The 24119-nt window shown below is 47.5% G+C and carries 22 protein-coding genes; 9 read left to right on the top strand and 13 right to left on the bottom strand.

From position 1 onward, the window contains the following. Positions 1–58 precede the first annotated feature (58 nt). The 6 genes from KW844_RS01055 to KW844_RS01030 all read right to left on the bottom strand — a co-directional run bounded on the left by KW844_RS01055 (position 59) and on the right by KW844_RS01030 (position 5755). Positions 59–472: a lysozyme inhibitor LprI family protein gene (locus KW844_RS01055; RefSeq protein WP_218374858.1), complete on the bottom strand. Its 414-nt coding sequence runs from the start codon at positions 470–472 to the stop codon at positions 59–61. A gap of 66 nt (positions 473–538) precedes the next feature. After that, positions 539–934 (bottom strand): lysozyme inhibitor LprI family protein, encoded by a 396-nt coding sequence (locus KW844_RS01050; protein ID WP_218374857.1) that lies wholly within the window; start codon positions 932–934, stop codon positions 539–541. Between the two features lie 12 nt (positions 935–946). After that, entirely contained in the window at positions 947–2227 is a 1281-nt protein-coding gene (locus KW844_RS01045) for a pitrilysin family protein (RefSeq protein WP_218374856.1), read from the bottom strand. Positions 2228–2269: 42 nt separating this feature from the next. Beyond that, positions 2270–3436, bottom strand: a complete 1167-nt coding sequence (locus tag KW844_RS01040) for a M16 family metallopeptidase (RefSeq protein ID WP_370626437.1) — start codon at positions 3434–3436, stop codon at positions 2270–2272. Between the two features lie 134 nt (positions 3437–3570). Then, entirely contained in the window at positions 3571–4494 is a 924-nt protein-coding gene (locus tag KW844_RS01035) for an aspartyl protease family protein (RefSeq protein ID WP_218374854.1), read from the bottom strand. Between the two features lie 13 nt (positions 4495–4507). Further along, positions 4508–5755, bottom strand: coding sequence for an aspartyl protease family protein (locus tag KW844_RS01030; RefSeq protein WP_218374853.1), 1248 nt, complete (start codon positions 5753–5755; stop codon positions 4508–4510). 172 nt (positions 5756–5927) lie between these two features. On the opposite strand from KW844_RS01030, the gene mqnC reads away from it, so the two are divergent. From mqnC to KW844_RS01015, 3 genes are all read left to right on the top strand, one after another. Continuing rightward, entirely contained in the window at positions 5928–7052 is a 1125-nt protein-coding gene (gene mqnC, locus KW844_RS01025; RefSeq protein WP_218374852.1) for a cyclic dehypoxanthinyl futalosine synthase, read from the top strand. Positions 7053–7384: 332 nt separating this feature from the next. After that, positions 7385–8008 carry a hypothetical protein gene (locus KW844_RS01020; RefSeq protein WP_218374851.1) on the top strand — a complete coding sequence of 208 codons (624 nt, stop codon included), beginning with the start codon at positions 7385–7387 and terminating at the stop codon, positions 8006–8008. An 89-nt stretch (positions 8009–8097) separates the two neighbouring features. Then, complete coding sequence (locus KW844_RS01015; protein ID WP_218374850.1) at positions 8098–8640, top strand: GNAT family N-acetyltransferase; 543 nt, start codon at positions 8098–8100, stop codon at positions 8638–8640. On the opposite strand, the gene KW844_RS01010 is transcribed toward KW844_RS01015, so the two are convergent. Further along, positions 8634–10088 (bottom strand): amino acid permease, encoded by a 1455-nt coding sequence (locus tag KW844_RS01010; RefSeq protein ID WP_218374849.1) that lies wholly within the window; start codon positions 10086–10088, stop codon positions 8634–8636. The genes KW844_RS01015 and KW844_RS01010 overlap by 7 nt on opposite strands. 137 nt (positions 10089–10225) lie before the next feature. Continuing rightward, complete coding sequence (locus KW844_RS01005) at positions 10226–11122, bottom strand: hydroxypyruvate isomerase family protein (RefSeq protein WP_218374848.1); 897 nt, start codon at positions 11120–11122, stop codon at positions 10226–10228. A gap of 175 nt (positions 11123–11297) precedes the next feature. Between KW844_RS01005 and KW844_RS01000 the strand changes: the two genes are divergently transcribed. After that, entirely contained in the window at positions 11298–11588 is a 291-nt protein-coding gene (locus KW844_RS01000; protein WP_218374847.1) for a hypothetical protein, read from the top strand. A 47-nt stretch (positions 11589–11635) separates the two neighbouring features. Here the strand turns inward: KW844_RS01000 and KW844_RS00995 are convergent, their stop codons facing one another. From KW844_RS00995 to KW844_RS00985, 3 genes are all read right to left on the bottom strand, one after another. After that, positions 11636–13405, bottom strand: a complete 1770-nt coding sequence (locus tag KW844_RS00995) for a carboxypeptidase-like regulatory domain-containing protein (RefSeq protein ID WP_218374846.1) — start codon at positions 13403–13405, stop codon at positions 11636–11638. 116 nt (positions 13406–13521) lie between these two features. Beyond that, on the bottom strand, positions 13522–16437 hold the full coding sequence (locus tag KW844_RS00990) for an outer membrane beta-barrel family protein (RefSeq protein WP_218374845.1): 2916 nt from the start codon (positions 16435–16437) through the stop codon (positions 13522–13524). 41 nt (positions 16438–16478) lie between these two features. Continuing rightward, on the bottom strand, positions 16479–17309 hold the full coding sequence (locus KW844_RS00985) for a GLPGLI family protein (protein WP_218374844.1): 831 nt from the start codon (positions 17307–17309) through the stop codon (positions 16479–16481). 141 nt (positions 17310–17450) lie between these two features. On the opposite strand from KW844_RS00985, the gene KW844_RS00980 reads away from it, so the two are divergent. Continuing rightward, positions 17451–18872, top strand: a complete 1422-nt coding sequence (locus tag KW844_RS00980) for a sensor histidine kinase KdpD (RefSeq protein WP_218374843.1) — start codon at positions 17451–17453, stop codon at positions 18870–18872. Positions 18873–18874: 2 nt separating this feature from the next. After that, entirely contained in the window at positions 18875–19558 is a 684-nt protein-coding gene (locus KW844_RS00975; protein WP_218374842.1) for a response regulator transcription factor, read from the top strand. On the opposite strand, the gene KW844_RS00970 is transcribed toward KW844_RS00975, so the two are convergent. Beyond that, the gene (locus tag KW844_RS00970; RefSeq protein ID WP_218374841.1) at positions 19555–20361 is read right to left on the bottom strand and encodes a sensor histidine kinase; all 807 of its coding nucleotides are present in this window, start codon (positions 20359–20361) and stop codon (positions 19555–19557) included. The genes KW844_RS00975 and KW844_RS00970 overlap by 4 nt on opposite strands. A gap of 134 nt (positions 20362–20495) precedes the next feature. On the opposite strand from KW844_RS00970, the gene pheS reads away from it, so the two are divergent. The 3 genes from pheS to KW844_RS00955 are packed head-to-tail and all read left to right on the top strand — an operon-like array spanning position 20496 to position 23422. Further along, positions 20496–21524 carry a phenylalanine--tRNA ligase subunit alpha gene (gene pheS, locus KW844_RS00965; RefSeq protein ID WP_218374840.1) on the top strand — a complete coding sequence of 343 codons (1029 nt, stop codon included), beginning with the start codon at positions 20496–20498 and terminating at the stop codon, positions 21522–21524. Between the two features lie 9 nt (positions 21525–21533). After that, positions 21534–22382 carry a 3-hydroxyacyl-CoA dehydrogenase NAD-binding domain-containing protein gene (locus tag KW844_RS00960; protein WP_218374839.1) on the top strand — a complete coding sequence of 283 codons (849 nt, stop codon included), beginning with the start codon at positions 21534–21536 and terminating at the stop codon, positions 22380–22382. A 56-nt stretch (positions 22383–22438) separates the two neighbouring features. After that, positions 22439–23422, top strand: a complete 984-nt coding sequence (locus KW844_RS00955; RefSeq protein WP_218374838.1) for an NAD-dependent epimerase/dehydratase family protein — start codon at positions 22439–22441, stop codon at positions 23420–23422. Here the strand turns inward: KW844_RS00955 and KW844_RS00950 are convergent. Then, a complete protein-coding gene (locus KW844_RS00950; protein WP_218374837.1) occupies positions 23408–24082 on the bottom strand; it encodes a hypothetical protein in 675 nt (224 codons plus the stop codon). The two genes, KW844_RS00955 and KW844_RS00950, sit on opposite strands and share 15 nt — an antisense overlap. Positions 24083–24119: the final 37 nt, after the last annotated feature.

Here is a 24119-nt window from a genome sequence, read left to right as displayed (position 1 = left end):
GGCCGTTGGCCCATCAATAAAACGGTTTTCCGTCCGGCGAAGTCGGACGGAAAACCGTTTAGCCAAGTGGATAATCTCTATATAATTCCAATAATCTTTCCTTCAGAAATGCTGCCTTGTTATCCGTTGAAATCATGTCATCATCCAGCCCCTGCATGGTGCTTTTATGCAGCTTTTCCACACGCTCATCTATCTTTTTGAAATAAGCTTCTTTCTTTTCTTCCCAGGCTATCTGATCCAATTGTAACTTATTAACAGAGCTGGCATTCAAATGACCGTATAAATGCTGAATAGTAGCAGATAAGGCGCTGTCTATCGCCTGATAATAAACGGTGGCACAGCTGTACATGTTGGAACCTTGGGCAATGCAGCGTTGGTAGCGCTCCTCAATGAGGTCTACGGGGTCCTTATGCTGTTGCGCATAAGCCGTTATACTGCCAAAGATGGCAAGGATAGCAAGTAGGTGTCGCATAGGGATAGTGGATAAATATGCGGCAAACCTACGAAATATATATGGATTTTAAATAATTCGTGAGGACTACTGCTTCACGCCTATTGATCCCGTACAGGTTTCTCCTGCGGGAAGTCCGTTTAGCCATACCCGTAGTGACTCTATACGCTGAGTGGTTAGCAGGGTGAGATAATTGGATTTGCACACCGGAAACATGCTGCCATAGCTTTTAGCAGCTTCCGGAAACATGGCTTTCAGCTGGGCATCCCTGAACTGTACCCACAGCCGTTGTGCATCACGGAGATTGTCGAGGAACTTTTTATTGGCGGCATATTCCTTTTGAATAGCCTGGTAGATATCATTCAGCTCTTTGTCGGCCTGCCGGTAGGCTTCCGTCGCTTTCTTATTCATCTCTGCCTGTGACTGTGCAAAGCCTTTGCTGGTGGCAGCGAGCAGCAACAGGCAGATGATGAAATATTTCATAAAGTGTGGCAATTAGATAACCACCAGCTCAAAGAAGTCTGCAGGCGTGAAATATTGTTTGGCAACATGCTGCAGCTCATCTGCTGTAATGGTCTTGATCGTTTGAATGTTATTGTAGAAATAATTTTCGTCCAGATCGTTGAGGATGAGGTTTTTCCAGCGTTGAATAATCTGGAAGGCACCATCCAGATCGCCCAGTATAGAACCGATCATGTAATTGCGTACCAGGTCCAGTTCTTCCTGTGGAACGGGCACATTTTGCAAGGTTTGCAGCTCTTTGTAAATCTCTTCAATGGCGGACTCACATACATCCCTGCCGGCTTCGGTCTGGATGTTGATAGCGCTCACCTGGCGGAAATTATAGAGTTGCGAGTAGATACCGTAGGTATAACCTTTCTCTTCTCTGATATTACTCATCAAACGGGAGCCAAAATAACCGCCCAAAATGGTGTTGAGTACCAGCATTTTAGGGAAGTCGGGATGGTAGCGGTTCGGGAACGGACGCGCTACGCGCACGGCACCCTGTACCCCGTTTTCATCGTTGAAGATCCTGAACTTTTTCTCTTCGGCAGGCTGAATAGGCAGGTCCAGTCGATGCAGGTGCGACTCCCCGTTCCATTTAGTGCTGCCAAGAAACTGGTTCAGCAACGGGATCATATTTTCCGGCAGGTTGCCGGCAACAAATATTTTACAGTTGTTGTACGTGTAGTGCTTTTTGTAGAATCCTTCCAGTGCTTCGGTTTGCAGGGCATCATAGCCCATCATGGTGCTCACGCGGCCATAAGGATGGAACTCCCCAAACAGGTACTGATCAATGAAGCGATTGGCTACAAAATCGCATTTCTGCAGGTTTACAGCCAGTTTCTGCTTTTGGTTTTGTGCATATACACTGAGTTCTTCTTCGCGGAAAACAGGGTCTAAAATCACCTCTGTGAGCACCGGCAGCAACTGCTCAATATGTTTGGTGAGGCAGTGCAGGGTGTAGGTGGCGTTTTCGTGGAAGGTATTGCGGTTCAGATAGGCACCGTAATACTCAATACTTTCATTGATTTCGAGGGCCGTATGCTTGCTGGTACCGGTTTTCATGAGAAAGTTGGTGGCCAGTGCCAGCATACTCTGGTTTTCGTACCAGGTGCCTGCCGGGAATACCAGTTCCAGCTGTAAAGTCTCCTGTTCGTCGGACTTCACAACGTACACGGGTATACCGTTATCGAGTGTAAATTTTTCGTATGGTTTGAGCTTCAGATCAAACTCCACAGCATCTTTTATGGCAGGAGGAATACTTCTGTTCATCTTTTGAATTTTTGGGCCGTTGCTTTAAAACACTTATCAGTATTAGTTTTCGGCGTAATAGTATATGGTGTTGGAGTTCTTTTCGTCAAACAGTAGTTTGGCTTCCTGATGCAGTTCTTCAGCAGTCACTCTTTCGTAGTTGCTAAATTCCTTGTTCATCATGCCGGCATCGCCCAGCAGTTCGTAGAAAGCGAGGTTGGTGGACCGGTTGAGCAAACTCATATCTTCAAACGCGAGCAGACTTTCCACCCTGTTTTTTACTTTCTGCAGTTCTCTTTCCGGAATCACTTCGTTTTGCAGTTTCTCCAGTTCCTGCTGGATGGCTTTCTCTGCGTCTTTCATCTTGACGCCTTTCACGAGCTTGCCTTCGATGGTGAGCAGTCCTGCGTCGAGACTACCAAAATGGTAGCACTCCACATTGGAGAACAATTTCTTCTCCTTTACCAATACCTGATGTAAGCGGGAAGAGCCGCCGCTGCTGAGGATATCAGAGAGCAGATCTGCTGCATAATAGCGCTTGTCAGATCTTGGCTGCATGTGATAGCATTTGTAGATAGCATCCAGCGGCACATTGGCTTTTACTTCCAGTTTATGCGCTTCCGTTTGCTCCGGCTCCAGCGGCAGGTTACGGTTGTATTTTTCGCCGGATGGGATGTCTCCAAACCATTTCTCAGCAAGGGTTTTCACCTGTTCCAGGGTGATGTTGCCTCCTACGGAGAGAATAGCGTTCACCGGGCGGTAGTATTTAAAAAAGAAAGCCTTCACATCTTCCAGTTTCGCATTTTCTATATGCGATAATTCCTTGCCGATGGTCATCCAGCGGTAAGGGTGCGTGGAGTATGCCAGCGCTCTCATTTTATGCCATACATCACCGTAAGGTTTGTTGATGTAATGTTCCTTGAATTCTTCCGATACTACTTTACGTTGCACGTCCAGGCTTTTTTCGCCGAAAGCGAGTGACAGCATGCGGTCGCTCTCCAGCCAAAAGGCTGTTTCGATGTTTTCTGCCGGAAGGGTGATATAGTAGTTGGTGAGATCGCTGGTAGTGTAGGCATTATTTTCGCCGCCGGCCATTTGCAGCGGTTCATCGTACTCCGGAATGTTGACAGACCCGCCAAACATCAGGTGCTCGAAAAGGTGTGCAAATCCTGTTTGTTCGGGGTTCTCGTCTCTTGCTCCTACGTCATACAATACGTTCAGAACAGCCATGGGCGTTGTATGGTCCTCGTGCACAATTACCCGGAGCCCGTTCGCTAAAGTAAATTTATTATAATGAGTCATAAGCCAATTGATGTTGTGGATATTAGTAAAGATAATCTCTTCTCGTCAACGATGCGTCAACGCTACTCAATAAACAATTCTTTCTTGTTGTAATTGATGGTGAGGGTAAATTGTTTCCATACGGAATAGCCAATTGCGCCTGCAATTTCAACGAATGCGCCTACGTCATCCACATCTTTGCTATAGCTGACGGGTACATTGTTCAGCTTTTTGCCGGCCATTTGCAGCTCACTCACGGTGCTGTTGATATAGTACAGCACTTTCACCATGTCCTGCACCTTATCCGTGTTGATAGTGGGCAGCAGGGTATTTAGTTTATACTTTTCCACATAGGGCCAGTTAAAGAGTACGCCGTAGTCGCCCCCGCTGGTAACGTGGTATTTTCCCATTAACGTAGCGCCGTTCGGAAGCCTGATTACAGCGTCTATCACAGGTGTGGTGAAGTTAAGGGTAAAGTGCAGCAGTTGCCCCGCGGTGTTTACTTTCGTTTTGCCGTTGGGGTAGAGGGTTAGCTGCTTGTTGCGATAGTCGATTTTTACGATGTAAGCCTTCATAAGGGCTACGCCAATCACGCCGTCAACGGTGGTGGTTTCATTGCCCATATCGCGGAGGTCTTCCAGGTAGGCCGTTACAAATGGCATCCTTAATTCCTTGATATATAGTGCATTGATGGTAACCACCGGCACCTGTATCATGCCGTTGTTTACCCCACTCATAAAAGCCTGACGACCGCTGTTCAATTTCATTTTTTCTGCGGTACGTATATTCATCACCGTAATTTCCGCGCCACTGTCGAAGATAAACTGCAGGGTGTCGGTGCTACCGGATACGGTAACAGGGAATACGATATGGTTATTCACCAGCCTGAAGGGGATAACCGCCGCAGGTTTGGTATTGTCAGGTTCCGCCGTTGTGTTGTTTTTGCGTTGCGCGCTTACTTGGGTACAGGCAGCGATCGCAAATAATGTCCAAAAGAGTCGCCACATGCCACAAATAACGTTAAAGAATACTTTTTATTGGTAATTTTTTAACTGCCAGTTCATTATCTCTTTTGATCAGCACAAATGCTCGGGTGCCAATGGCCTTTAAGAGTTCGCGAAAGAGCTGGAGGTTATTGCCCATATTGTTGTTGATGCCGAGGATGATATCTCCTTTTTGCAGACCTGCTTTTTCAGCGGGCGAGCCTTTGATGATGTCGGTTACTTCTACCTGTCCGTTGATCAGGTATATCACCAGGCCGGTATAGGAGTAGTCAAATATATCCCTGTAGTGGGTATTGGGTAAGAGATATATTTCTTTTTTGGCGTAGTTAAGCGTAAGGTTAAAACGCCGCAGCAGGTCGTTTCCTATCATGCCGCCCAGGTAGGGGTACGACGTGACATTGTACGTATCATCAAACAGATAGGTAGGAACGTTACGGAAGCTATAGGTGCCTATACGAAATTCCTGGATGGTGGTGAGCGACATGGTCATTCTGCCACCAAGGCCCTGGGCCTCGGTTTGGATTACTTTTGCCCTGCGCTTTTTATCTGCCAGCAGGTTACTGTCTTTTACAAACTGGTTGGACAGCAGCAGGCACATACCCGCACCGGTATCAAAGAAAAAGCGGTTGCTGGTGCTGGTCCTTCCGTTTTTCACAGGGGCGTATACCAGCGGAATTTGTGTCAGGCTGGGTTTTAGTAACATGCCGCCACGGGGGTAATTAAATTTTCCCCTTGTGAAGATGCCGATTTCCTCTTTGTCGTAGTCCACCGTCACTATATATCTGCTTAAAAGACTATACCCGATAATACCATCCACCTGGAGGCCGTACACCTGGCTGATCAGCTCATAATCGTTGACGTGGAAATCCAGGCTATCCACTTCCAGCCCCGGCAACAGCAGGGACTTATTTTCTGCAAATGATACCTGTTTGGAGCCGGCGAGACCTTTCACCACCTTATCGGAGGGTACCAGCTTGAGTCCTAGTCGTACACAGGTGGCTGTATCCAGGGAGATGCCGGCGCTGCCGGTGTCGAGAATAAACTGAAGGGTATCAGGGTAGCCTTTGAGTACCGCCTGTATGATGACCACGCCGCCATAATACTGCTTAAACTTAAAGCGGGTGATGAGTACGGAATTGATGGTGGTATCAACTTCAGTAAATAGCGTACGGGGATTGTCAGCATATAACGTGGTGGCGGTGGCTTGCTGGCAAAAAAATGTTCCGAGGAACAGGGTAATGCTGAACAGAAATAGCTTAAACATGTCGGGGGCGATGTAGGTATCGTATTTATATAAATTTAACGTTTAAAAGCTTTCGTATAAAATATTTTTATTACGGACGGTATTATAATTACTTGCGCAATCAATCGCATTAGATATATGCATTTACACTACCTTTGTTCCGGTTTAGCCGTCAACTTTTAAGGAAAGCATAATGGAACTACAGGATTTATACAAAAAGGCGCAACAATTTGAATTCCTGACAGCAGAGGAAGGAGTATTCATGTTTGAAAATGCGCCGTTGGCAGAGCTGATGCAAATCGCCAACGAGCTGCGCAAGATACAGGTGCCTCATGGTAAAGTGACCTGGCAGATAGACAGAAACGTTAATACCACCAACGTATGTACTGCCAACTGCAAGTTTTGTAATTTTTACCGTATTCCGGGGCATGCAGAAGCCTATATTACCGGCATTGATGAGTATAAGCGTAAAATAGAGGAAACCCTGAAATATGGTGGCGATCAGCTGCTGTTACAGGGAGGCCACCATCCTGAACTGGGACTCAGCTTTTACGTGGATCTGTTCAAGCAACTGAAGCAGCTCTACCCTACCCTTCGTTTGCACACCCTCGGACCACCCGAGGTAGCACATATCACCAAGCTGGAAAAAAGTACCCACATCGAAGTGCTGAAAGCACTGCAGGAAGCGGGTATGGACAGCCTTCCGGGCGCCGGCGCTGAAATCCTGAACGACCGTGTACGCCGCCTGATCTCTAAAGGTAAGTGTGGTGCACAGGAATGGCTGGATGTTATGCGTGCTGCCCATAAACTGAATATTGCCTCTTCTGCCACCATGATGTTTGGCCACGTAGAAACAGTGCTGGAGCGTTTCGAGCACCTGGTGGATATCCGTCAGGTACAGAGCGAAAAGCCGGAAGGGCACTATGGCTTCACTGCCTTCATCCCATGGACTTTCCAGGACGTGGATACCCTGCTGGCCCGTATCCGGGGTGTACATAACATGACCACTTCCGAAGAATATATCCGTATGATCGCGATGAGCCGCATCATGCTGCCTAATGTGAAAAACATCCAGGCATCGTGGCTCACCGTAGGTAAGCAGGTGGCCCAACTGTGCCTGCACGCCGGCGCCAACGATTTCGGATCTATCATGATTGAAGAAAACGTAGTAAGTGCTGCCGGTGCCCCTCACCGCTTCACCTACAAATCCATGCAGGACGCTATCCGCGAAGCAGGCTTTGAGCCGCAGCTGCGTACACAGTTGTACCAGTTCAGGGATATTCCGGCAAGTATTGAAGAGCAGGTAATAAATTACTAAAATATCGCAGGTTGGTAGGCTCCACGTCTGGCGTGGTACTCTTCCAAAAAGAAAAGGTTGTGCCTGTGGCGCGACCTTTTCTTTTTGGAAGAGTACTCAGAAGCAATATACAGGCGCGGAAAACCGGGTAATCGCGGCTTGGTTCCATCGCCTGCCTGAGAAGATGAATTTTTTGAGTCAGCCCTGGAAAACAACACCAAACAATCAAATAAATTGTTCATTAGCAATACATTAACAACCCTAAAAGTATTGTTAAAACCCAGTCTCCCATGTTACAAAACAGCCTCTTCTCCGTCTAACAGGTACACACATACTAAATCAAAGGAGGGTATATGAAAAAGCTGGGTTTAATGATCGCCGCCATTGCCATTTTTGCAACGGCTTGTACAAGCACAAAAGTTACTTCTTCCTGGAGGGCGAATGACGCGCAAAAAATTCAGAAAGACCAGAAGGTAATGGTGATTGCCCTGGTGCCTGAAAAAGACCGCACACTCCGCAGCCAGATGGAAAGCTATACAGTAGCAGAGTTGAGGAAGAAAGGATATAACGCGGTGTCTGCATTCCAGGAATATGGTCCGCAGGGATTTGGTAAACTGGGTGAAAAACAGGTGGTAAATAAGCTGAAAAGCAGCGGTGCCAGCCAGGTTCTCACCATAGTAATGCTGGAAAAAGGTAAAGAACGGCAGTTTGTTCCGGGCTCCATGTATTCCCCATACGGATACTATGGTTTCTGGCCTTACTACTCCTGGTATAACAGGATGTACGCCCCTGGCTATGTGGCCGTAAATACCAGGTACCAGTGGGAAGGTAACCTGTATGATTTGCAGAGCGGACAAATGTTGTATTCCGTTCAGTCAAGGTCATTCGATCCGCCAACCACCGAAAGAATGGCTGTGCTCTACGCACAACAGGTAGTGAAAGATATGGCTAAACAACAGCTGCTGGCCAGCAACTAAGAAATTTGTGCACGTGCAAAAAGGCGGGAACAGAACCAGTCAGTTCCCGCTTTTTTTTGTAAGTTAGCCCCCTTTATTCCTTTCCCGCTATGATAGAGATACCAGTTAACGATGATATACACCTGAAACAATTGCAGCCCACGGATGCGTCTGCGCTCTATCACCAGCTTGATATCTCCCGCAAACAACTCAGAAAATTTTTACCCTGGGTAGATTACAACACTAAGGAAGAACATAGCCTGCGTTTTATTGAAATGATGCAGCGCAAGGCCGAAGAGCAGGACGCCGTTGCTTTCGGCATCTGGTACCGTAATGAGTTTTGTGGCGTGATAGATATCCACAGCTGGGATCAGGAGCTCCATATTGCTGAAATAGGCTACTGGCTGGGCGCCGCCTATCAGGGCAAAGGTATTGCTACCACCGCTGCCAGGGCCGTAGTAAGTTTTGCTTTTAAGCAATTACATCTCAATAAAATAGAAATCCGGTTCGTCATGCAAAACGAGCGCAGTGGCCAGATTCCGATTAAACTGGGCTTCTGTAAAGAAGGGGTACTCCGCTCCAGTGCCAGGCTGCATGGGCAGTTTGTGGACATGGTAGTGATGGGTATCCTCCGGGAAGACTGGCCTTACTGATTCAGCGTAGCTCTGACACGACTTCTTTTCTTCCCGTACGCATAGTAAATCACCATGCCCAGCGCCATCCAGATAATGAGGCGCAGCCAGGTATCCAGCGGCAGCGACACCATCATGGCCAGGCAGGAAATAATGCCCAGGATGGGTACCAGTGGCACCAATGGTGTTCGGAAGGCCCGCGGTGCATCCGGCATGGTATACCGCATAATCCATACGCCGGCACAAACCATGACGAAGGCCAGTAGCGTACCTATGCTTGTCATCTCCCCCACTACCTTCAAAGGCACAAAAGCGGCAAACACACTGATGAAAATACAGAAGAGGATATTGGATTTCCACGGGGTGCGGTAGCGCGGGTGGATGTCGGAGAAAATTTTTGGCAGCAGCCCGTCTTTAGACATGGCGTAAAACACGCGGCTCTGGCCCAGTAAATCCACTAGGATCACCGACGTGTAACCAACTATAATAGCCAGCAATATTGCCTGCCCCAGCCAGATATACGGCGTGTGTGCGATGGCGATAGCTACCGGGGCGCCGCTGTCTTTAAATTCCTTGTAGGGCGCCAGGCCGGTCATTACATGGGCAAATAAAATAAAGAGTACGGTACATATGGCGAGAGAGCCAAGAATCCCTATGGGCATGTTTCTGCGTGGATTCTTTGTTTCCTGCGCCGCAGTACTGATGATATCGAAGCCCAGGAAGACGAAAAATACAATCCCTGCCCCTCTGAATATGCCTGATATGCCGAAGTCACCAAAGGAACCCGTGTTGGCAGGGATATACGGGACATGGTTGGCCGGGTTAATATACTTCCATCCCAAAGCAATGAACACCAGTACCACACCCACTTTCAGCGATACTACTATCGCGTTCCAGATGGCGGAACCTTTGGTGCCCCTGATCAGTATAAGCGACATCAATACCACTACCAGAGCGGCTGGCAGGTTCATGATACCGGATAGTGTTTCGCCGTTTTGAGCCACAAATGTTTCGAAGGGTGAATGCAGCCACCTTTCCGGGAGGTAGATGCCATAGTTATGCAGAAACGTTACCAGGTAATTGGACCAGCTGATGGATACCGTTGCCGCCCCTACGGAAAACTCCAGGACGAGGTCCCAGCCAATGATCCAGGCAAACAGCTCCCCCATGGTCGTATAGGCGTAGGTGTAAGCTGAACCGGCTACGGGGATCATGGACGCAAATTCGGCATAACATAACCCTGCAAAGGCGCAGCCGATGGCGGCTACAACAAACGATAGCGTTACCGCAGGGCCGGCGTGGTTAGCCGCGGCAATGCCAGTCAGGGAAAACAGGCCGGCACCGATGATCACCCCCAGCCCCAGCATGGTGAGCTGGAAGGCGTTGAGTGTGCGTTTCAGCGTTTTGGAGCTGTCGTCTTCCGATTCGGCCAGCAGCCAGGCCAGCGGCTTTTTGTAGTACTGTTTCATTATTACCCTACTTGATTTGTGGACTAATTGGCGGCAAAGGTAAGGGGCCGTATATAACAAACAAAATAAACATCCGTTTGAGCAGCGTGGTTCAAACGGATGTTATTGGTATTTAAAGAGATGTAGTGTTATCAGGGTTAGCCGATATCGCAGATATGTACGGCATTTTTAAGAGAAGCCAGTTTATCGGTCTGCTTTGGTATGAACTCCTGTGCTACAAAGCCGGTGTAACCGGTAGCGTAGATGGCTTTCATAATAGCAGGATAATAAAGCTCCTGGGTTTCATCGATCTCATTACGACCAGGAACGCCACCGGTATGGTAATGCGCGATGTATTGGTGATGATCCTGGATATTGCGGATCACATCCCCTTCCATGATCTGCATGTGATAGATGTCGTACAGCAGCTTGAAATTTTCCGAACCGAGGGATTTGCATAGTGCCACCCCCCATGCGGTGTGGTCGCACTGATAATCCGGGTGGTTCACCTTACTGTTGAGCAGCTCCATCACCAGGGTCACGTTTTTCTTTTCGGCGTAACCGATGATGCGCTTGAGGCCTTTGGTGCAGTTCTCGATGCCTTTTTGGTCGGAAAGACCATTACGGTTACCGGAAAAGCAAATCAGGTTTTTAAAGCCTGCTTTGGCGGTGGCGTCAATGTATTCTTTGAAGTAAGCCTCCAGTTTTTCGTGGTATTCCGGGTTGTTGAAACCACGGGTAATACCCCATTCCGGGCCGTTGCTGGCCACCATGGCGCAGGTAAGACCATGCTTTTTCAGCACATCAAAATCTTTGGGATTTACCAGGTCGATGGAGGTAATTCCTATTTGATTGGCAGCCTGGCAGAGTTCATCCAGGGAGATGTCGTTATAGCACCATTGGCAAACGGAGTGGTTGATTTTTCCTTTCAGTTTTTCTTCCATAACGTTTTCATGTGCCGATACTCTGTTGGCCAGGGAAGGGATAATAGTGGAAGCAACCGCCATGGTGGCTACTTTCTTTATCATATCGCGGCGTGAGTTATGTTGTGGCATATTAAGTGTTTAAAATACGATTAAAAATAGGGGAAATAAATCGTAAATGCAACTAGGTATATACAGGCGGAAAATTACAGACTGTATCACTGAAACGCCCTAAAACCGTAACTTTGTTAAAGATTACCAATTCTGGTAAGTTATTTGTTTATGTATTGAAAAGCGGAGGTTGAATATGGATAAAAAGTATACCCCCAAATTATGGATTTGCGTGGCGCTGGATCTCCTGGGATGCGCCAGTTATGCAGTCCCCATGTTAGGCGAAGTAGCCGATATTATTTGGGCCCCGGTAGCTGCCATTATTTTTTACCGCCTCTTCGGCGGCACCTTAGGTTCCTTTGGCAGTATGTTTACCTTCATAGAAGAGCTTTTTCCGGGAACAGATTTCATCCCTACTTTCACATTATCCTGGGTGATCAGGCGCATATTTGTTGCGCAGCACCGCAGTAGTGTGGTTTCCAGGTAAAACCGCATTAAAGGAGGAAAGGCGCGCCAACCGGTGCGCCTTTCCTGTTAATTGTTCCTTTTTACTTTGAACGATCCGTTAATGGGTGGTGCTGGATTGGTGCTTGTACTATCCCTGTAATCACGAAGAGAACCGGAGATGCTACCAACCACAAACTGACCGGGGTTTCCTGTTTGAGAGATCTTGACAGTAACCGTACCTGAAAAATAGCTGTTGAGCGTTTGCATGGAAGCCATTACGGAATACGCACCTACAGCAATGGAACTCAGTTGCCAATTGATGGCTCCATCAGGGCTGCGTTTATCCGAAAAAGAAAAATTAAATGGCTCGCCTGGTGCATCCTGGTATAGCAGCAATGTATCGGTAACACTGTTAAAAGAGTAGGTTTTCCCATTAAAAGTGTATTCAATCGTTCCCACCTGTGCATTTTCGCATGCGGTTAAGTCGGCAATATAGTCCCCGGGAGTAATATTCATCCTGCTGGTAGCTTGTTTGCTATTGTCCAAATCCACCGCGGTAATGGCTATATTACTGCTGGCCTGATCACACCTTAAAATGGTAGCCTGATACTTCCCGTCTTTCACCGTACTACCGTATTTAATACTATCCAGCACAACAGCTACTGCGCCGTTTTTTACCGGTGTATTATTGCAGGTAAATAGATTTCCGGAGAGATGTATATAGCTATTTGCGGGCAGCGGTGCAGCGATAATGCCCAGATCGGAGGTGGAATTAAACGGACCGATCTCTTTGGAAAAATAGGCTTTACCACAATCATTATGCAGTATCAGCGTGACTTTTTCATTTGCAGGTATCATGCCGGATACGGTGCCCTGGAAGTCCGTATGGCCGTAGCCTTCGGACTTATTGCTCCTTACAATTTTTACCGGGCTGTTTGCAATAGGCGAGCCGTTCTGATCTTTCAGTATCGCTTTAAATTCTATGATAGGAAACTGCGCATCACAGTTCCAAAATGAAAAATGTTTCACTTTTCCAACGTAGTTGTCGCCCGATTTGATGGCCAGGCCTTCCTCTTTCCAAAGGCCGTCTTTTTCATCTAAATGCCAAAGCGGAATAGTAGCGGGAGCCGAAGCGCGCAAGCTGGCAGGAATCGACATTTTAATATCCACCGTCTTTTGGCCATCCAGGTGCAGCACCTCTCCGGCTTCACTTTGTATTTCTACCGCCATCATACCAAAGGACTGCAATCCTACCTGTCGGTTTGCAGCATTGATGCCACGCAAATCACTTGGCAGCATTTTGGCAAAGTCACTATTTTCAGGATTGATGGGAGCATAAAGGAGAGATACGCTGCCACTAAAGGGTTTGTTTTTGCTGTCGAGTACCATGCCTGGCCCGAAAGTGAACTGCGCATTGCTGGTCGTTACAGTACCTCCGGTGCTGGCTTCAAAAGTTCCTGCCGGCTCCTTGGGTAGTAACTTGATTGTTACAAACTGCACCTGATCTTTTCCTGTTACCACGATGGTGCGAAGGCCATTAAAATATCCAGGTTTCTTTACGGTTACTACCGCCGCATCTTCCAGCATTTTTGCAGTGGCTATCAGGAAAGTGCCGGCACTATTGGTGGTGGCATTACCATTGCCGCAGGTAACAATAGCTCCCGCCACAGGATCATTGTTTTCATCCATTACTATACCCTGAACGCCGGCAGTCACCTGCTTGGTCGAAATGGGTGATTGCTGATTAGCCGGAGGATCATCCGGAGTGAGGTCATAATCCCGGGGAATGCTGGATTTGTCGCAGCTTACGGAGAGTATCAGGACAAACGCGAGGGAGAAGCGTAAATACTTTCTCATGATTTTGAGGTTGAAAAAATGTGATGATCAGGTAAGAAAAACCCCAAAATAACAAAACCTGTCAGGATTAGTTCACTGACAGGTTTTCTGAAAATATATTGTTATGGTTTAAAGTACTAGAATCGGCCACCAGGGCGACCTCCGCCCGTGCCTCCCCCGCCTGGTCCCTGGAACATACGCATGTTACGTTCCATACCTCTTTCCATCTGACGTTGTTTGTCGTTGCCATTACGATTGTTGGAACCGCCAAACCTGTTCAGGAAATAGGTTACGCTTACCATGAAATACTGCTGTAATACATTGGAACGGGTATCTCTGATAAAGTTATCTGTAACAGAGCGGGATACCGATGCATATTGTTTCAGCAGGTCAAAGCCCTGCACCTTCAGCAGCAGCTGCTTTTTAGGCAGGAAGTATTTGGCTACGTTCGCATTCCACAGCGTAGACCCGATGTTGTTACCATCAGATAAGCCAGTGCTCATGATGTAATTGATATCAGTACCTAACATGAAACCCAGGGGCAGCGTAACGTTTACATCTGCGTTGAGAGAGTAGTTCAGGTAGTTTGCATTGGAAGATTTAGTGAGAGAATAACGGATAATGTTATACGAAATGCTACCACCTGCGGACAGATCCAGCCACTCCTTGTACATGTAGTTTACGCTGGCGTTTTGTGACAGGTTGATGGAGTTGCTGAAATTCTTCTGCATATCGTTAAACGACACATCCTTGTTATAGGAGATGTTGGTGCCGGTATTCAGGTTCTGACCGGGTGTTTTTGATAGCGGAATGGAGTTGTGCATGCTGGCCCCGATAGTATAATAGCCGTTTACGTTTACCGGTGTACTGATAGTTTTACCTGTTACGGAATCATAGCGGTTGGCATTGATGATTTTATTACTTCCGAAATTAGAGTTCATCTGCACGAACATGCCCGTGAAATTCTGGAAGTTGAAAGTGTTATAGTTTACGCTGATATTATTGTTGTACGCTGGTTTCAGATTAGGGTTACCCTGCTGAATGTACAACGCATCACTGTTATCCGGTACCGGTTGCAGCTGTTGAACCGTTGGCTGCGTGGTTTGACCGTTATAGTTTATTTTCAGGCGTTTGTTTTTAGAGAAGGTGTAATTGAAATACGCGTTCGGTGCAAAGTTGACCGTACGTTGGGTAATGGTGCTATCTCTTTTTGTTCTGAAGGAGTAGGTATTGTTATCAAGATGATTGAATACTACATCCAGACCAATGCTGTAGTCATACTTGAGTTTTACTGTTCGTATAGCCAGCCCCGTGCTTTGGTTGATGGTACTGTTATCGAATATGTTACTCAGTGAATCGTTGCGGTGGTTGTATTCGTCTTTGTTGGTATCGTAGTCGTAGGTGAAGCGTTCCGCATTGCTTTTGTAATGCGTGATCCCGTAGTTTACTTCCAGGAAGTTATCCTTGAATAAAGGCTCGGAATAGGTAGCTTTTAACGACATGTTTTTACTGTTGCTGTTGTTGGTGTTACGCTGGTTATAAGCAGAATCTCTGCGGTTGCCGTTATTGTAGAACACCGTATTGGAGATTACCGTTGATATCTGGTCATTGGTGTTATCGTTATAACCCAGGTTGATACTGAAGGCGCGACCTTTCTTTTTAAACCGCTGGCGGTACAGGAGCTGGCCTCCGAAGGTGGAGGTATTGCCCTGGCCATCATTTCTGGTGATACCGCTGTTGATCGTGTCTTTGTTGTTATTCGCCAGTGTGGTGTAATCGTTGAAAGAGGTGCTGTTGGCATTTGTCAGCGAGTACGTAGGCGTAAACACGATGGAATGGAATGAGTCGATATTATATTCCAATCTTACGTTGAAGCGGTTATTGGCATTCTCAGTGTTAGAGGCGCTGTTAGTATACTGGTAGTTGGAATAGCTGGGCTGAATGTTTTGCTGGGTGGTACTTTGCAGTACGTTTACTTTGTTATCATTGAAGAAGTAGCTGCCATTCAGTGTTAGTTTATCCGTATACGTTTGGTTGAAGTTTACGCCGGCATTCCAGTTGCTGGTGATACCCGCGGGTACGCTGGTGCTGGCACCGCCGCCAAAGCCACCACCGCCTCCGCGGCCGCCGCCACTTATTCTCATACCACCGCCGCCACCACCACGGCCACCGCCCCCGAAGCTCATCTGGCCCATGGGACTGAATCCGAGGTTATTAACGTTGTTGCCTCCACCGAGTACAGACATCTGCTGGTTTTCCCGGAATCGGTTTACGTTGGCGGTAAGGCCATATCGGTCGTCCGTACCATAACCGGCGGTACCGCGGCCGAATACGCCTTTACGTTTATCTTTTTTGATAACGATGTTGATAGCTTTTTCTGTTTGCCCGTCATCGATTTGGGTAAATTCAGCCTGATCGGATTTTTTGTCAATCACCTGTACCTTATCGATGATATTGGCGGGCAGGTTTTTGGTAGCGAGTTTAGGGTCGCTGCCAAAAAACGGTTTACCGTCTACCAGTACTTTGGTAACGGTTTGTCCTTGTGCGGTGATAGCGCCGTCTTTATCTACTGTTACGCCGGGTAATTTCTTGAGGAGGTCTTCTACTACTGAGTTTTCTCTGGTTTTAAATGCGTCGGCATTAAACTCGAGGGTATCTTTTTTGATGACGATAGGTGGCTTTTCTTCGAGGATTTCTACTCCTTTCAGGTCTACGCCGGTATGTTCCATGGCGAGGTTGCCAAGGGCAATGACTTTATTTTCAGGGGTAATGTTGATAGGTTTATAAACGGATTTATAACCCATAAAGCTCAGGAACAGGCGATAGGAACCTTCGGCGATGCCGGAGAACTCAAAGTTTCCTTTATCATCGGAAACTGCAGTGTTGGCAACAGAGGAGTCTTTAGCGTGCAATAGAACGACGGTGGCAGCGGGCAACGCTTCTTTGGTTGTCTGGTCGGTTAGTTGGCCTTTAATCTTTCCTTGTGACGACTGAGCCTGGGCGCCTAAAACGCCCAAACTCAATACCAGCAAGATGCTTAGAATTTTCTTCATATAGTGATATAACAGGAAAGGTGGAAAGTTATTAATGTTTTTTAGTTCTGTTGTTGCCGCTTACGTAATTTTTCCATCTCTGTCCTGCGAATCTCTCTCAGTTGTTCCGGGGTTACTTTCTGTGCATCTGCGGGCACTGAAAGGTCTGTATCCGTAACGGGTTTCAAGGAAACTTTCTTGGCGGTAAACGAACGGGAACTACTTTCTGCGGATAATACCACTCCATTGCTTTCGGGCAGCAGGCCGTTTATCGGCGAGTAGCTAAAAGGCAATTCTGTGGTATACCACACCGTATAAGTATCATCTTTCAGCTTTACAGTGGCCTTTTTGCAGGTGTAACCGGCGATCTTTTTGGTTTTATCACTTCGTTCTGCATTTGGGGCAATTACATAATCTTCCTCTGATAGATACGTTTTCTTTTCGTCTACGGATGTTGAAAACAGTGTTTCGTACTTTTTATTTTGAAGATCCACCAACTGGCCGCCACCAAAGCCCCTCTGAGGGCCAAATCCGCCAGGCCCTCCCGGGCCACTGCCTGGTCGGCCTTCGCCACCCGGACCATCAGGGCGCTGCCGGCGTTGGCGGGTGCTGTCTCCATCCTGGTTTCTTCTGCCGCCGAAGCCCTGGCCGCCGAAATCCGGACGATCGGTAGTTAATTTGCCTATACCGTTATTGAAGGTGAAATGTTGCTGCAGGGTAATTACATCCGGCACGTCTGCCCCTTCCCCATTGCCGCCCTGAAAGCGCGCCATGCGGGATGCGTCTATCCGCTGGGTAACCTCATAGTCTATAACGCCTGATTGCTGCGCAAACAGGGCAGAGGAAACCGGCAGCAGGGCTGCCGCCATGATCAGTCGTGACATCAGATTCATAATCGCTAATTTTTATATGCAAAATTCTTTATTCGTCCAGTCAATTTGCGTTAAAAAGCATTATTTACTGTTAATTATTGTTAAGGTTTTAGCCGCTTTCCCGGCGGATTAGATAGCTTTGTTATAACTCAAAGTCAATTAATGCGCCAACGTATACGAATTATTCTCACCCTCATGATCGTCTGCATCCTTGGAATTTTTCTTTTTCAGGGATACTGGCTGTATAATTCATATAAGCTAAATCAGGACCAATTCGATAAGGAGATTAACGACGCATTAAGAAATGCTGTCTTTAATCAGAACTTCCAGGACGTCCGCCGCTACATCAGGTACTATGGGAAGGACAAGGACTCACTGAAAAAGCCCATCAAAGGGTATGTAATGCAGTTGGAAGAGATAGGAATGCCGAGGGATAGCAGACCTCCTTCCAAAAACAGGATGCAGCGTCATGACAGCCTTCCACCCCGTATCTACGCTGATACGCTGGCCCGGCAGGTGTCGGAATACCTGGTTACCAACCATTACAACGACAGCGCTGCACTGGTGAAACTGGATTCTATATTCAAGGCTGAATTAAGCAGCCGCCAGATTATTTCCAAATATACACTGGATACCTTCCATATGAGCTTCAGTGGATTTGAAAGGGGCAGCTTCAGAGATAGCATCAGACGCCGCGAGTCAGGCCAAACCCGTAAGGTTCCGTTTAATCCGGGGACTAATCTTTTCGTGCAGGCTACCTTTGAATCACCACTGGAATTTATCATCCAGAAAATGCTCGGTATCCTCGTGGCTTCCGTGATACTGCTTGTGCTCACTATCCTCTCTTTCGTTTATATGCTGCGTACTATTCTGAAGCAAAAGCGATTGTCAGAAGTGAAAAATGATTTCATCAACAACATGACCCATGAGCTCAAAACACCCGTAGCTACAGTGTCAGCAGCTGTTGAAGCCTTGCAGAATTTTAATGCTCTGAACGATCCTCAGAAAACACAACGGTATCTCGACATATCAAAACATGAACTGCAACGGCTCTCAGACCTGGTTGAAAAAGTATTGCATATCGCCGCCGAAGAAAAGGAAGAAATAGAACTCTTCCGCGAAGACACCGACCTGAATGATATCATCGATAGCATCCTGTCTAATCATCAGATTAAGTCCGCTCCTCTTCAGCTACGATATGACAACAATCTAAAACGCGAAACTGTTTACGTCGATAAATCTCATATCTCCAATGCCATCAATAACCTGATTGATAACGCGATTAAATACTCAGGTGATGCACCTGTCGTACACATCCGCGTATGGGAAGAAAAAGGCATGCTCAAAATCCGTGTAAAAGACAATGGTATTGGTATTCCCAGGGTTTATCAGGATAGTATCTGGGACAAATTTTTCCGCGTACCTACCGGAAACCTTCACAACGTAAAAGGTTTTGGCCTTGGCCTCAGCTATGTAAAGAAAATTGTGGAACTGCATGGCGGCACCATCAGTGTTCACAGCGAGCCGGACAAAGGAAGTGAGTTTACCATCACCATTCCGGCATCTAAATCTGCAATAAAATAAATATGGCAAAAGTATTACTGATCGAAGATGAATGGCAGCTCGGACAAATTGTGAAAGATAGTCTGGAAATGCGTGGCTTCCACATGCTATACGCTTCCGACGGCAAAGAAGGACTGCAGCTGTTTAACCAGGAGCATCCGGATGTGGTGGTGCTCGATATCATGATGCCGCATATGGATGGCTTTACGGTAACCTCAGAAATCAGGAAAGTGGATAAGTATACCCCTATCATCTTCCTGACAGCAAAATCACAAACTGCGGATGTGGTTAAGGGCTTTGAGCTGGGAGGTAATGATTACCTGAAAAAGCCTTTCAGCATGGATGAACTCATTGTTCGTATCAAGGCTTTATTGAAGCGTTTCGACGATCAGCCGGTTCGCAACCTGGAAGAAGGTGCGGTTGCTATCGGTCAGTATATGTTTAACTACGCCAAACAAACACTTACCCGTAATAACAGCACTGAATTTATTTCGCACCGGGAGGCTGAAATCCTGCGTCGTTTGTATGATCACCGCAATGAAGTGATGGAACGGAAAGCAGTGCTGCTGGACCTTTGGGGCGACGATAACTTTTTCAATGCCCGTAGTATGGACGTGTTTATTACAAAGCTGCGCCGCTATCTGAAAGATGATACAAAAGTCTCGATTGTAAACATCAGGGGTGTGGGATATAAACTGATTTTTTAGGCGGTCAGCGCCTCCTGCATGGCCGCGCCGACTTCAAAAGTAATACTTACCCTGGTACCTTCCGGGGTATTGCTGGCGTCAGCCAGGTCTTCTATTTCGATATTACATTTCGAGTTAAAGGTGTTCCTGTAAAGCTCTATCCGTTCCAGGCATATTTCCATGCCTTTGGACTGGTGTGGCGCGCCTGCTTTCAGGTCCACGTTACAGCGCAGGGCTGCCAGGTTACGGCCAATCCCATTATCTTCCACTACACAGTGTAACAGGTTGTTGTCCAATTGTTTCCATCGTATGGCTACATGTCTGCTGCCTTCTTCTTTGGCCATGAGTCCGTGCCAGATGGCATTTTCAAGGAAAGGTTGTATCAGCATGCCTGGCACCAGTGTGTCGGCCGGGCTGATGGCCGGATCGGTAAACAACGTATAGTCGAAGGCTTCGTTGGTTCGGAGCCTTTCAAGCTTCAGGTAATGTTCCAATATTTCTATTTCTTCTCTCAGGGAGATGAGATTGCGCCCGGAGAGCATCAGCACCATGCGCAGCAGTTTCGCAAAGCCGGAGATATACTCTTTGGCTCTGGCATTTTCGCCGGTGATTACGGCGCTGTGGATACCGTTGAGGCAATTGAATACAAAGTGCGGATTTATCTGGGATTTGAGAGATGTCAGTTTCATATCTGCCAGTTGCCGGCGTAACAGGGAATGTTCTGCTGTGAGGAAATTGCTTCGGCTGGAGGCTGCTTCCAGGTTCACCCGGAGTTGTTTCAGGTGATGGCGGCTCCGGAAATATAGCACGAAAAATACAACCATAGCGGCTGTAGTGGATAAAAGCAGAAGGGTATAGCGCTCGGCAGACATATGGTAATTTGCGAATGAAAATATACGACTTTTCGCGTGTTTTAACACTTTGCGGAAAATGTCCTAAACACTTATCTTTGTTGTTTATGGAACAGTTAGTACAGCAAATAGCCACTCACAAGGAAGAAATATTGGGCTTCACCCCTGCCTCCGCAGCGGACCTGGAGCAATACCGTATAAAATTTTTGGGTACAAAAGGCATTGTCAAAGCCCTTTTCGGGGAAATGAAGCAGGTGCCGAATGACCGTAAAAAAGAATTCGGTCAGATCTTAAATGACTTTAAGCAGCTGGCTGAGTCCAGGTACGAGCAGTTTGCCGACCTTAAAGAAACCGCTGGTGCTGTAGCTGACGACGTGGATTTCACCCTGCCTGCCGAACCGCATCGCCTGGGTACCCGCCATCCTATCAGCCTGGTACGCAACAAAATCATTCATATCTTCGAAAGACTGGGCTTCAGCATTGCTGAAGGTCCGGAAATCGAGGACGACTGGCATAACTTCACGGCATTGAACCTGCCGGAAAACCACCCTGCACGTGATATGCAGGATACGTTCTTTATCAGTAAAAATCCGGACTGGCTGCTCCGCACCCAAACTTCCTCTGCGCAGGTACGCGTAATGGAAGAGGGCAAGCTGCCTATCCGTATCATCAGCCCGGGCCGTGTGTACAGAAACGAAACTATTTCTGCACGTGCGCACTGCTTCTTCCACCAGGTGGAGGGGCTGTATATAGACGAAAATGTATCTTTCGCGGACCTGAAGCAAACGCTGTATCACTTCGTGAAAGAGATGTTCGGAGAAAACACCGGCATCCGTTTCCGTCCTTCCTACTTCCCATTCACTGAGCCTAGCGCTGAAATGGATATTTCCTGCTTCATCTGCGGCGGCACCGGTTGTAATGTGTGCAAGCATACCGGCTGGGTAGAAATCCTCGGCTGTGGCATGGTGCACCCTAAAGTACTGGCCAACTGCGGTATTGATCCGGAAAAATACACCGGCTTCGCTTTTGGTATGGGTATCGAACGCATTACCATGCTCAAATACCAGATCAAAGACCTCCGTCTCTTCTCCGAAAACGATACCCGTTTCCTGGAGCAGTTTCAGGGGACAGTATAAAGTACAAATATGATTCAAACCATCGCAGTATGCGGCGCCGGCACTATGGGCGCCGGCATTGCTCAGGTAGCCGCTTCCAGCGGTTTTTCCACTATCTTATTTGACATCGCTCCCACGATGCTGGACAGGGCCAAAGCTCAGATTGAAAAGAGCCTGGCCCTGGCTGTTGACAAGGGCCGGATTACCCCCGAAATCAAGGCAGAAACCCTGCAAAAACTCCGTTTCACCAGCAATATCGAGGAATGTATAGCCGATGTGATTATCGAGGCAATTATCGAGAAAACAGAAGCAAAGGTTTCCCTCTTTAATCAGCTGGCAGAAGGCAACCATGCAGATACCATCTTTGCCACCAATACCTCTTCCCTGTCGGTGTCGGCTATCGCAGCCGCCATCAGCGTCAACCCTTCCCGCGTGGTAGGCATGCATTTCTTTAATCCCGCCCACGCCATGAAGCTGGTGGAGGTGATTTCAGGTGCGCAAACTTCCGAAACAGCCGCAGGCACCATCTACACATTGGCAAAACAAATGGGTAAAACACCGGTGAAGGTGAAAGACTCACCCGGATTTATCGTAAACAGAGTAGCACGGCACTACTATCTCGAAGCAATGAAAATTGCAGAAGAAGGAACGGCCGATTTCAGCAGCATTGATCAGCTCCTGGAAGCTGCCGGGTTCAGAATGGGACCGTTTGCCCTGATGGACCTCATCGGCAACGATATCAACCTGGCCGTATCCCAATCCCTCTACAACGCTTTTGAACAGGCACCCCGCTTTAAACCGAATCACCTGCAGGAACAGCGGGTAAAAGACGGGAAGCTGGGCAGGAAAACCGGCATTGGTTTCTACCGGTACGAATAATATCCAAACAAACAGCCTATTTTTGAGCCTGCGATTGTAAAAAAGAAACACTTCACATGATTTTAGTAACCGGCGGAACTGGTCTTTTAGGTAGTCAACTTATTCGTTCACTTGTGGAAGCAGGAAAGCCTGTACGCGCACTATACCGGAAACAGCCGGCTGCGGCGCTGCACGATATCCAACACAAAATAGAATGGGTAAAATGCGATATCCTGGACGTAATCGAGCTGGAAGAAGTGATGGAAGGTATCGAACAGGTGTACCACTGCGCAGGTGTTGTCTCTTTTACTCCCGGTAATAACAATCTGCGACTGGTGAATGTAACCGGTACCGCCAACGTGGTCAACCTGGCCCTCGATGCCGGCGTGAAAAAACTGGTGCACGTGAGCTCTGTAGCCGCACTCGGCCGCGTGAAAGAAGGCATTCATATCTCAGAAGAAAGTGAATGGGAACAAAGTAAAAACAACTCTAAATACAGCGTCAGCAAATATGAAGGGGAAATGGAAGTATGGAGAGGTATCGCCGAAGGGCTGCCTGCCGTTATTGTAAACCCTTCCATTATTCTCGGTGCCGGTAATTGGGAAGAAGGTTCCAGCGCACTCTTTAAAAATGCATATAAAGAATTCCCTTACTATACTACTGGTGTAAACGGTTTTGTAGATGTACGCGATGTGGTGAAAGCCATGATGCTGCTGATGGACAGCCCTATCACCGAAGAACGATTTATCCTTTCTGCGGAAAACTGGACCTATCAGAAGCTGTTTACCACCATGGCCAAAGCCATGAATAAAAAACCACCCATGAAGGAAGCTACACCCTTCATGACAGGCCTGGTGTGGAGAGTGGAAAAACTGAAACACCTGTTTGGCGGCAAATCCCCGTTGATCACCAAAGAAACGGCACATACCGCACAGATGAAAGTCTACTACAAAAACGATAAAATCCAGGAATGTTTACCGGGTTTCACCTTCCGTCCGCTGGCTACCACGGTGGAAGAGCTGAGCAGGCAGTTTCTGAAGGATAAATCAGCGCAGCAGTAGCGCACCGATGGCGGCCGCCAGCACCTGCACGGTTGCCGTATCCACCCCTTTACGTACCCATACCTGTGGTACATCGCCGGGAATCACCGCGGCAACAGATTTCTTACCGATCTTGAATACATAACAGAGGCGCTCGTACGAATTGGCGGGCCCAAAACGGTTATTGGCAGTAATACGGATTTGCGCTGCTGCGGTGCGCAGGATGCCGACGGGTTTGTCCGCATTCAGTTCCATGTAGGTAGCTGATTTTACTATCAGCTCCCAGCGGCTGAGTACCTCGTTTGCAGGTATATCAAACAGTGCGTAATACAAGGTGGCCTTGTCCGACGCTATAGCCAGGAAATCAGGAAGGTTGCTGTTCAGGAAGGCAATATGTGTCACTTCTGCTGTTTGTACGGTAATAGTGCTGCCGTTACCGCTTACATCAAAATGAAATGCCTTACCCGGTGTTTTGATGGTGGGCGCCAGTGCGGGGGCTATCCCGTTTTTCCGTGAGGAGGTAGTATAATCACCATAGGTGATGGTTTTTGCGGTAAACCATCCATCGTCTATGGATACACGCCATTGGTTAACGGAGTCGTACAGGTCGTCTTTGGGAAAACGCTGGGCCGCTGCGGTACCTGTAATGAGCAGCAATAATATAGCGATCAGAGAGCGCATAGCATAGCTTTAAAAAGACAGAGGAGCACTAATTATG

The organism is Chitinophaga sp. sic0106, assembly GCF_019219075.1.
Taxonomy (GTDB): domain Bacteria; phylum Bacteroidota; class Bacteroidia; order Chitinophagales; family Chitinophagaceae; genus Chitinophaga.
Note: the sequence above shows the minus strand (reverse complement) of the source record. Positions and strands in the feature narration are given on the sequence as shown.

Coding starts and splice junctions, on each gene's coding strand:
- KW844_RS01040 (WP_370626437.1), bottom strand. CDS start 3,436: ATGGCTGTTCTGAACGTATTGTATGACGTAGGAGCAAGAGACGAGAAC.
- KW844_RS01045 (WP_218374856.1), bottom strand. CDS start 2,227: ATGAACAGAAGTATTCCTCCTGCCATAAAAGATGCTGTGGAGTTTGAT.
- mqnC (WP_218374852.1), top strand. CDS start 5,928: ATGGAACTACAGGATTTATACAAAAAGGCGCAACAATTTGAATTCCTG.
- KW844_RS01000 (WP_218374847.1), top strand. CDS start 11,298: ATGGATAAAAAGTATACCCCCAAATTATGGATTTGCGTGGCGCTGGAT.
- KW844_RS01020 (WP_218374851.1), top strand. CDS start 7,385: ATGAAAAAGCTGGGTTTAATGATCGCCGCCATTGCCATTTTTGCAACG.
- KW844_RS00985 (WP_218374844.1), bottom strand. CDS start 17,309: ATGAATCTGATGTCACGACTGATCATGGCGGCAGCCCTGCTGCCGGTT.
- pheS (WP_218374840.1), top strand. CDS start 20,496: ATGGAACAGTTAGTACAGCAAATAGCCACTCACAAGGAAGAAATATTG.
- KW844_RS01035 (WP_218374854.1), bottom strand. CDS start 4,494: ATGTGGCGACTCTTTTGGACATTATTTGCGATCGCTGCCTGTACCCAA.
- KW844_RS00970 (WP_218374841.1), bottom strand. CDS start 20,361: ATGGTTGTATTTTTCGTGCTATATTTCCGGAGCCGCCATCACCTGAAA.
- KW844_RS01055 (WP_218374858.1), bottom strand. CDS start 472: ATGCGACACCTACTTGCTATCCTTGCCATCTTTGGCAGTATAACGGCT.
- KW844_RS00950 (WP_218374837.1), bottom strand. CDS start 24,082: ATGCGCTCTCTGATCGCTATATTATTGCTGCTCATTACAGGTACCGCA.
- KW844_RS01005 (WP_218374848.1), bottom strand. CDS start 11,122: ATGCCACAACATAACTCACGCCGCGATATGATAAAGAAAGTAGCCACC.
- KW844_RS01010 (WP_218374849.1), bottom strand. CDS start 10,088: ATGAAACAGTACTACAAAAAGCCGCTGGCCTGGCTGCTGGCCGAATCG.
- KW844_RS00975 (WP_218374842.1), top strand. CDS start 18,875: ATGGCAAAAGTATTACTGATCGAAGATGAATGGCAGCTCGGACAAATT.
- KW844_RS00955 (WP_218374838.1), top strand. CDS start 22,439: ATGATTTTAGTAACCGGCGGAACTGGTCTTTTAGGTAGTCAACTTATT.
- KW844_RS00980 (WP_218374843.1), top strand. CDS start 17,451: ATGCGCCAACGTATACGAATTATTCTCACCCTCATGATCGTCTGCATC.
- KW844_RS01050 (WP_218374857.1), bottom strand. CDS start 934: ATGAAATATTTCATCATCTGCCTGTTGCTGCTCGCTGCCACCAGCAAA.
- KW844_RS00995 (WP_218374846.1), bottom strand. CDS start 13,405: ATGAGAAAGTATTTACGCTTCTCCCTCGCGTTTGTCCTGATACTCTCC.
- KW844_RS01030 (WP_218374853.1), bottom strand. CDS start 5,755: ATGTTTAAGCTATTTCTGTTCAGCATTACCCTGTTCCTCGGAACATTT.
- KW844_RS00990 (WP_218374845.1), bottom strand. CDS start 16,437: ATGAAGAAAATTCTAAGCATCTTGCTGGTATTGAGTTTGGGCGTTTTA.
- KW844_RS00960 (WP_218374839.1), top strand. CDS start 21,534: ATGATTCAAACCATCGCAGTATGCGGCGCCGGCACTATGGGCGCCGGC.
- KW844_RS01015 (WP_218374850.1), top strand. CDS start 8,098: ATGATAGAGATACCAGTTAACGATGATATACACCTGAAACAATTGCAG.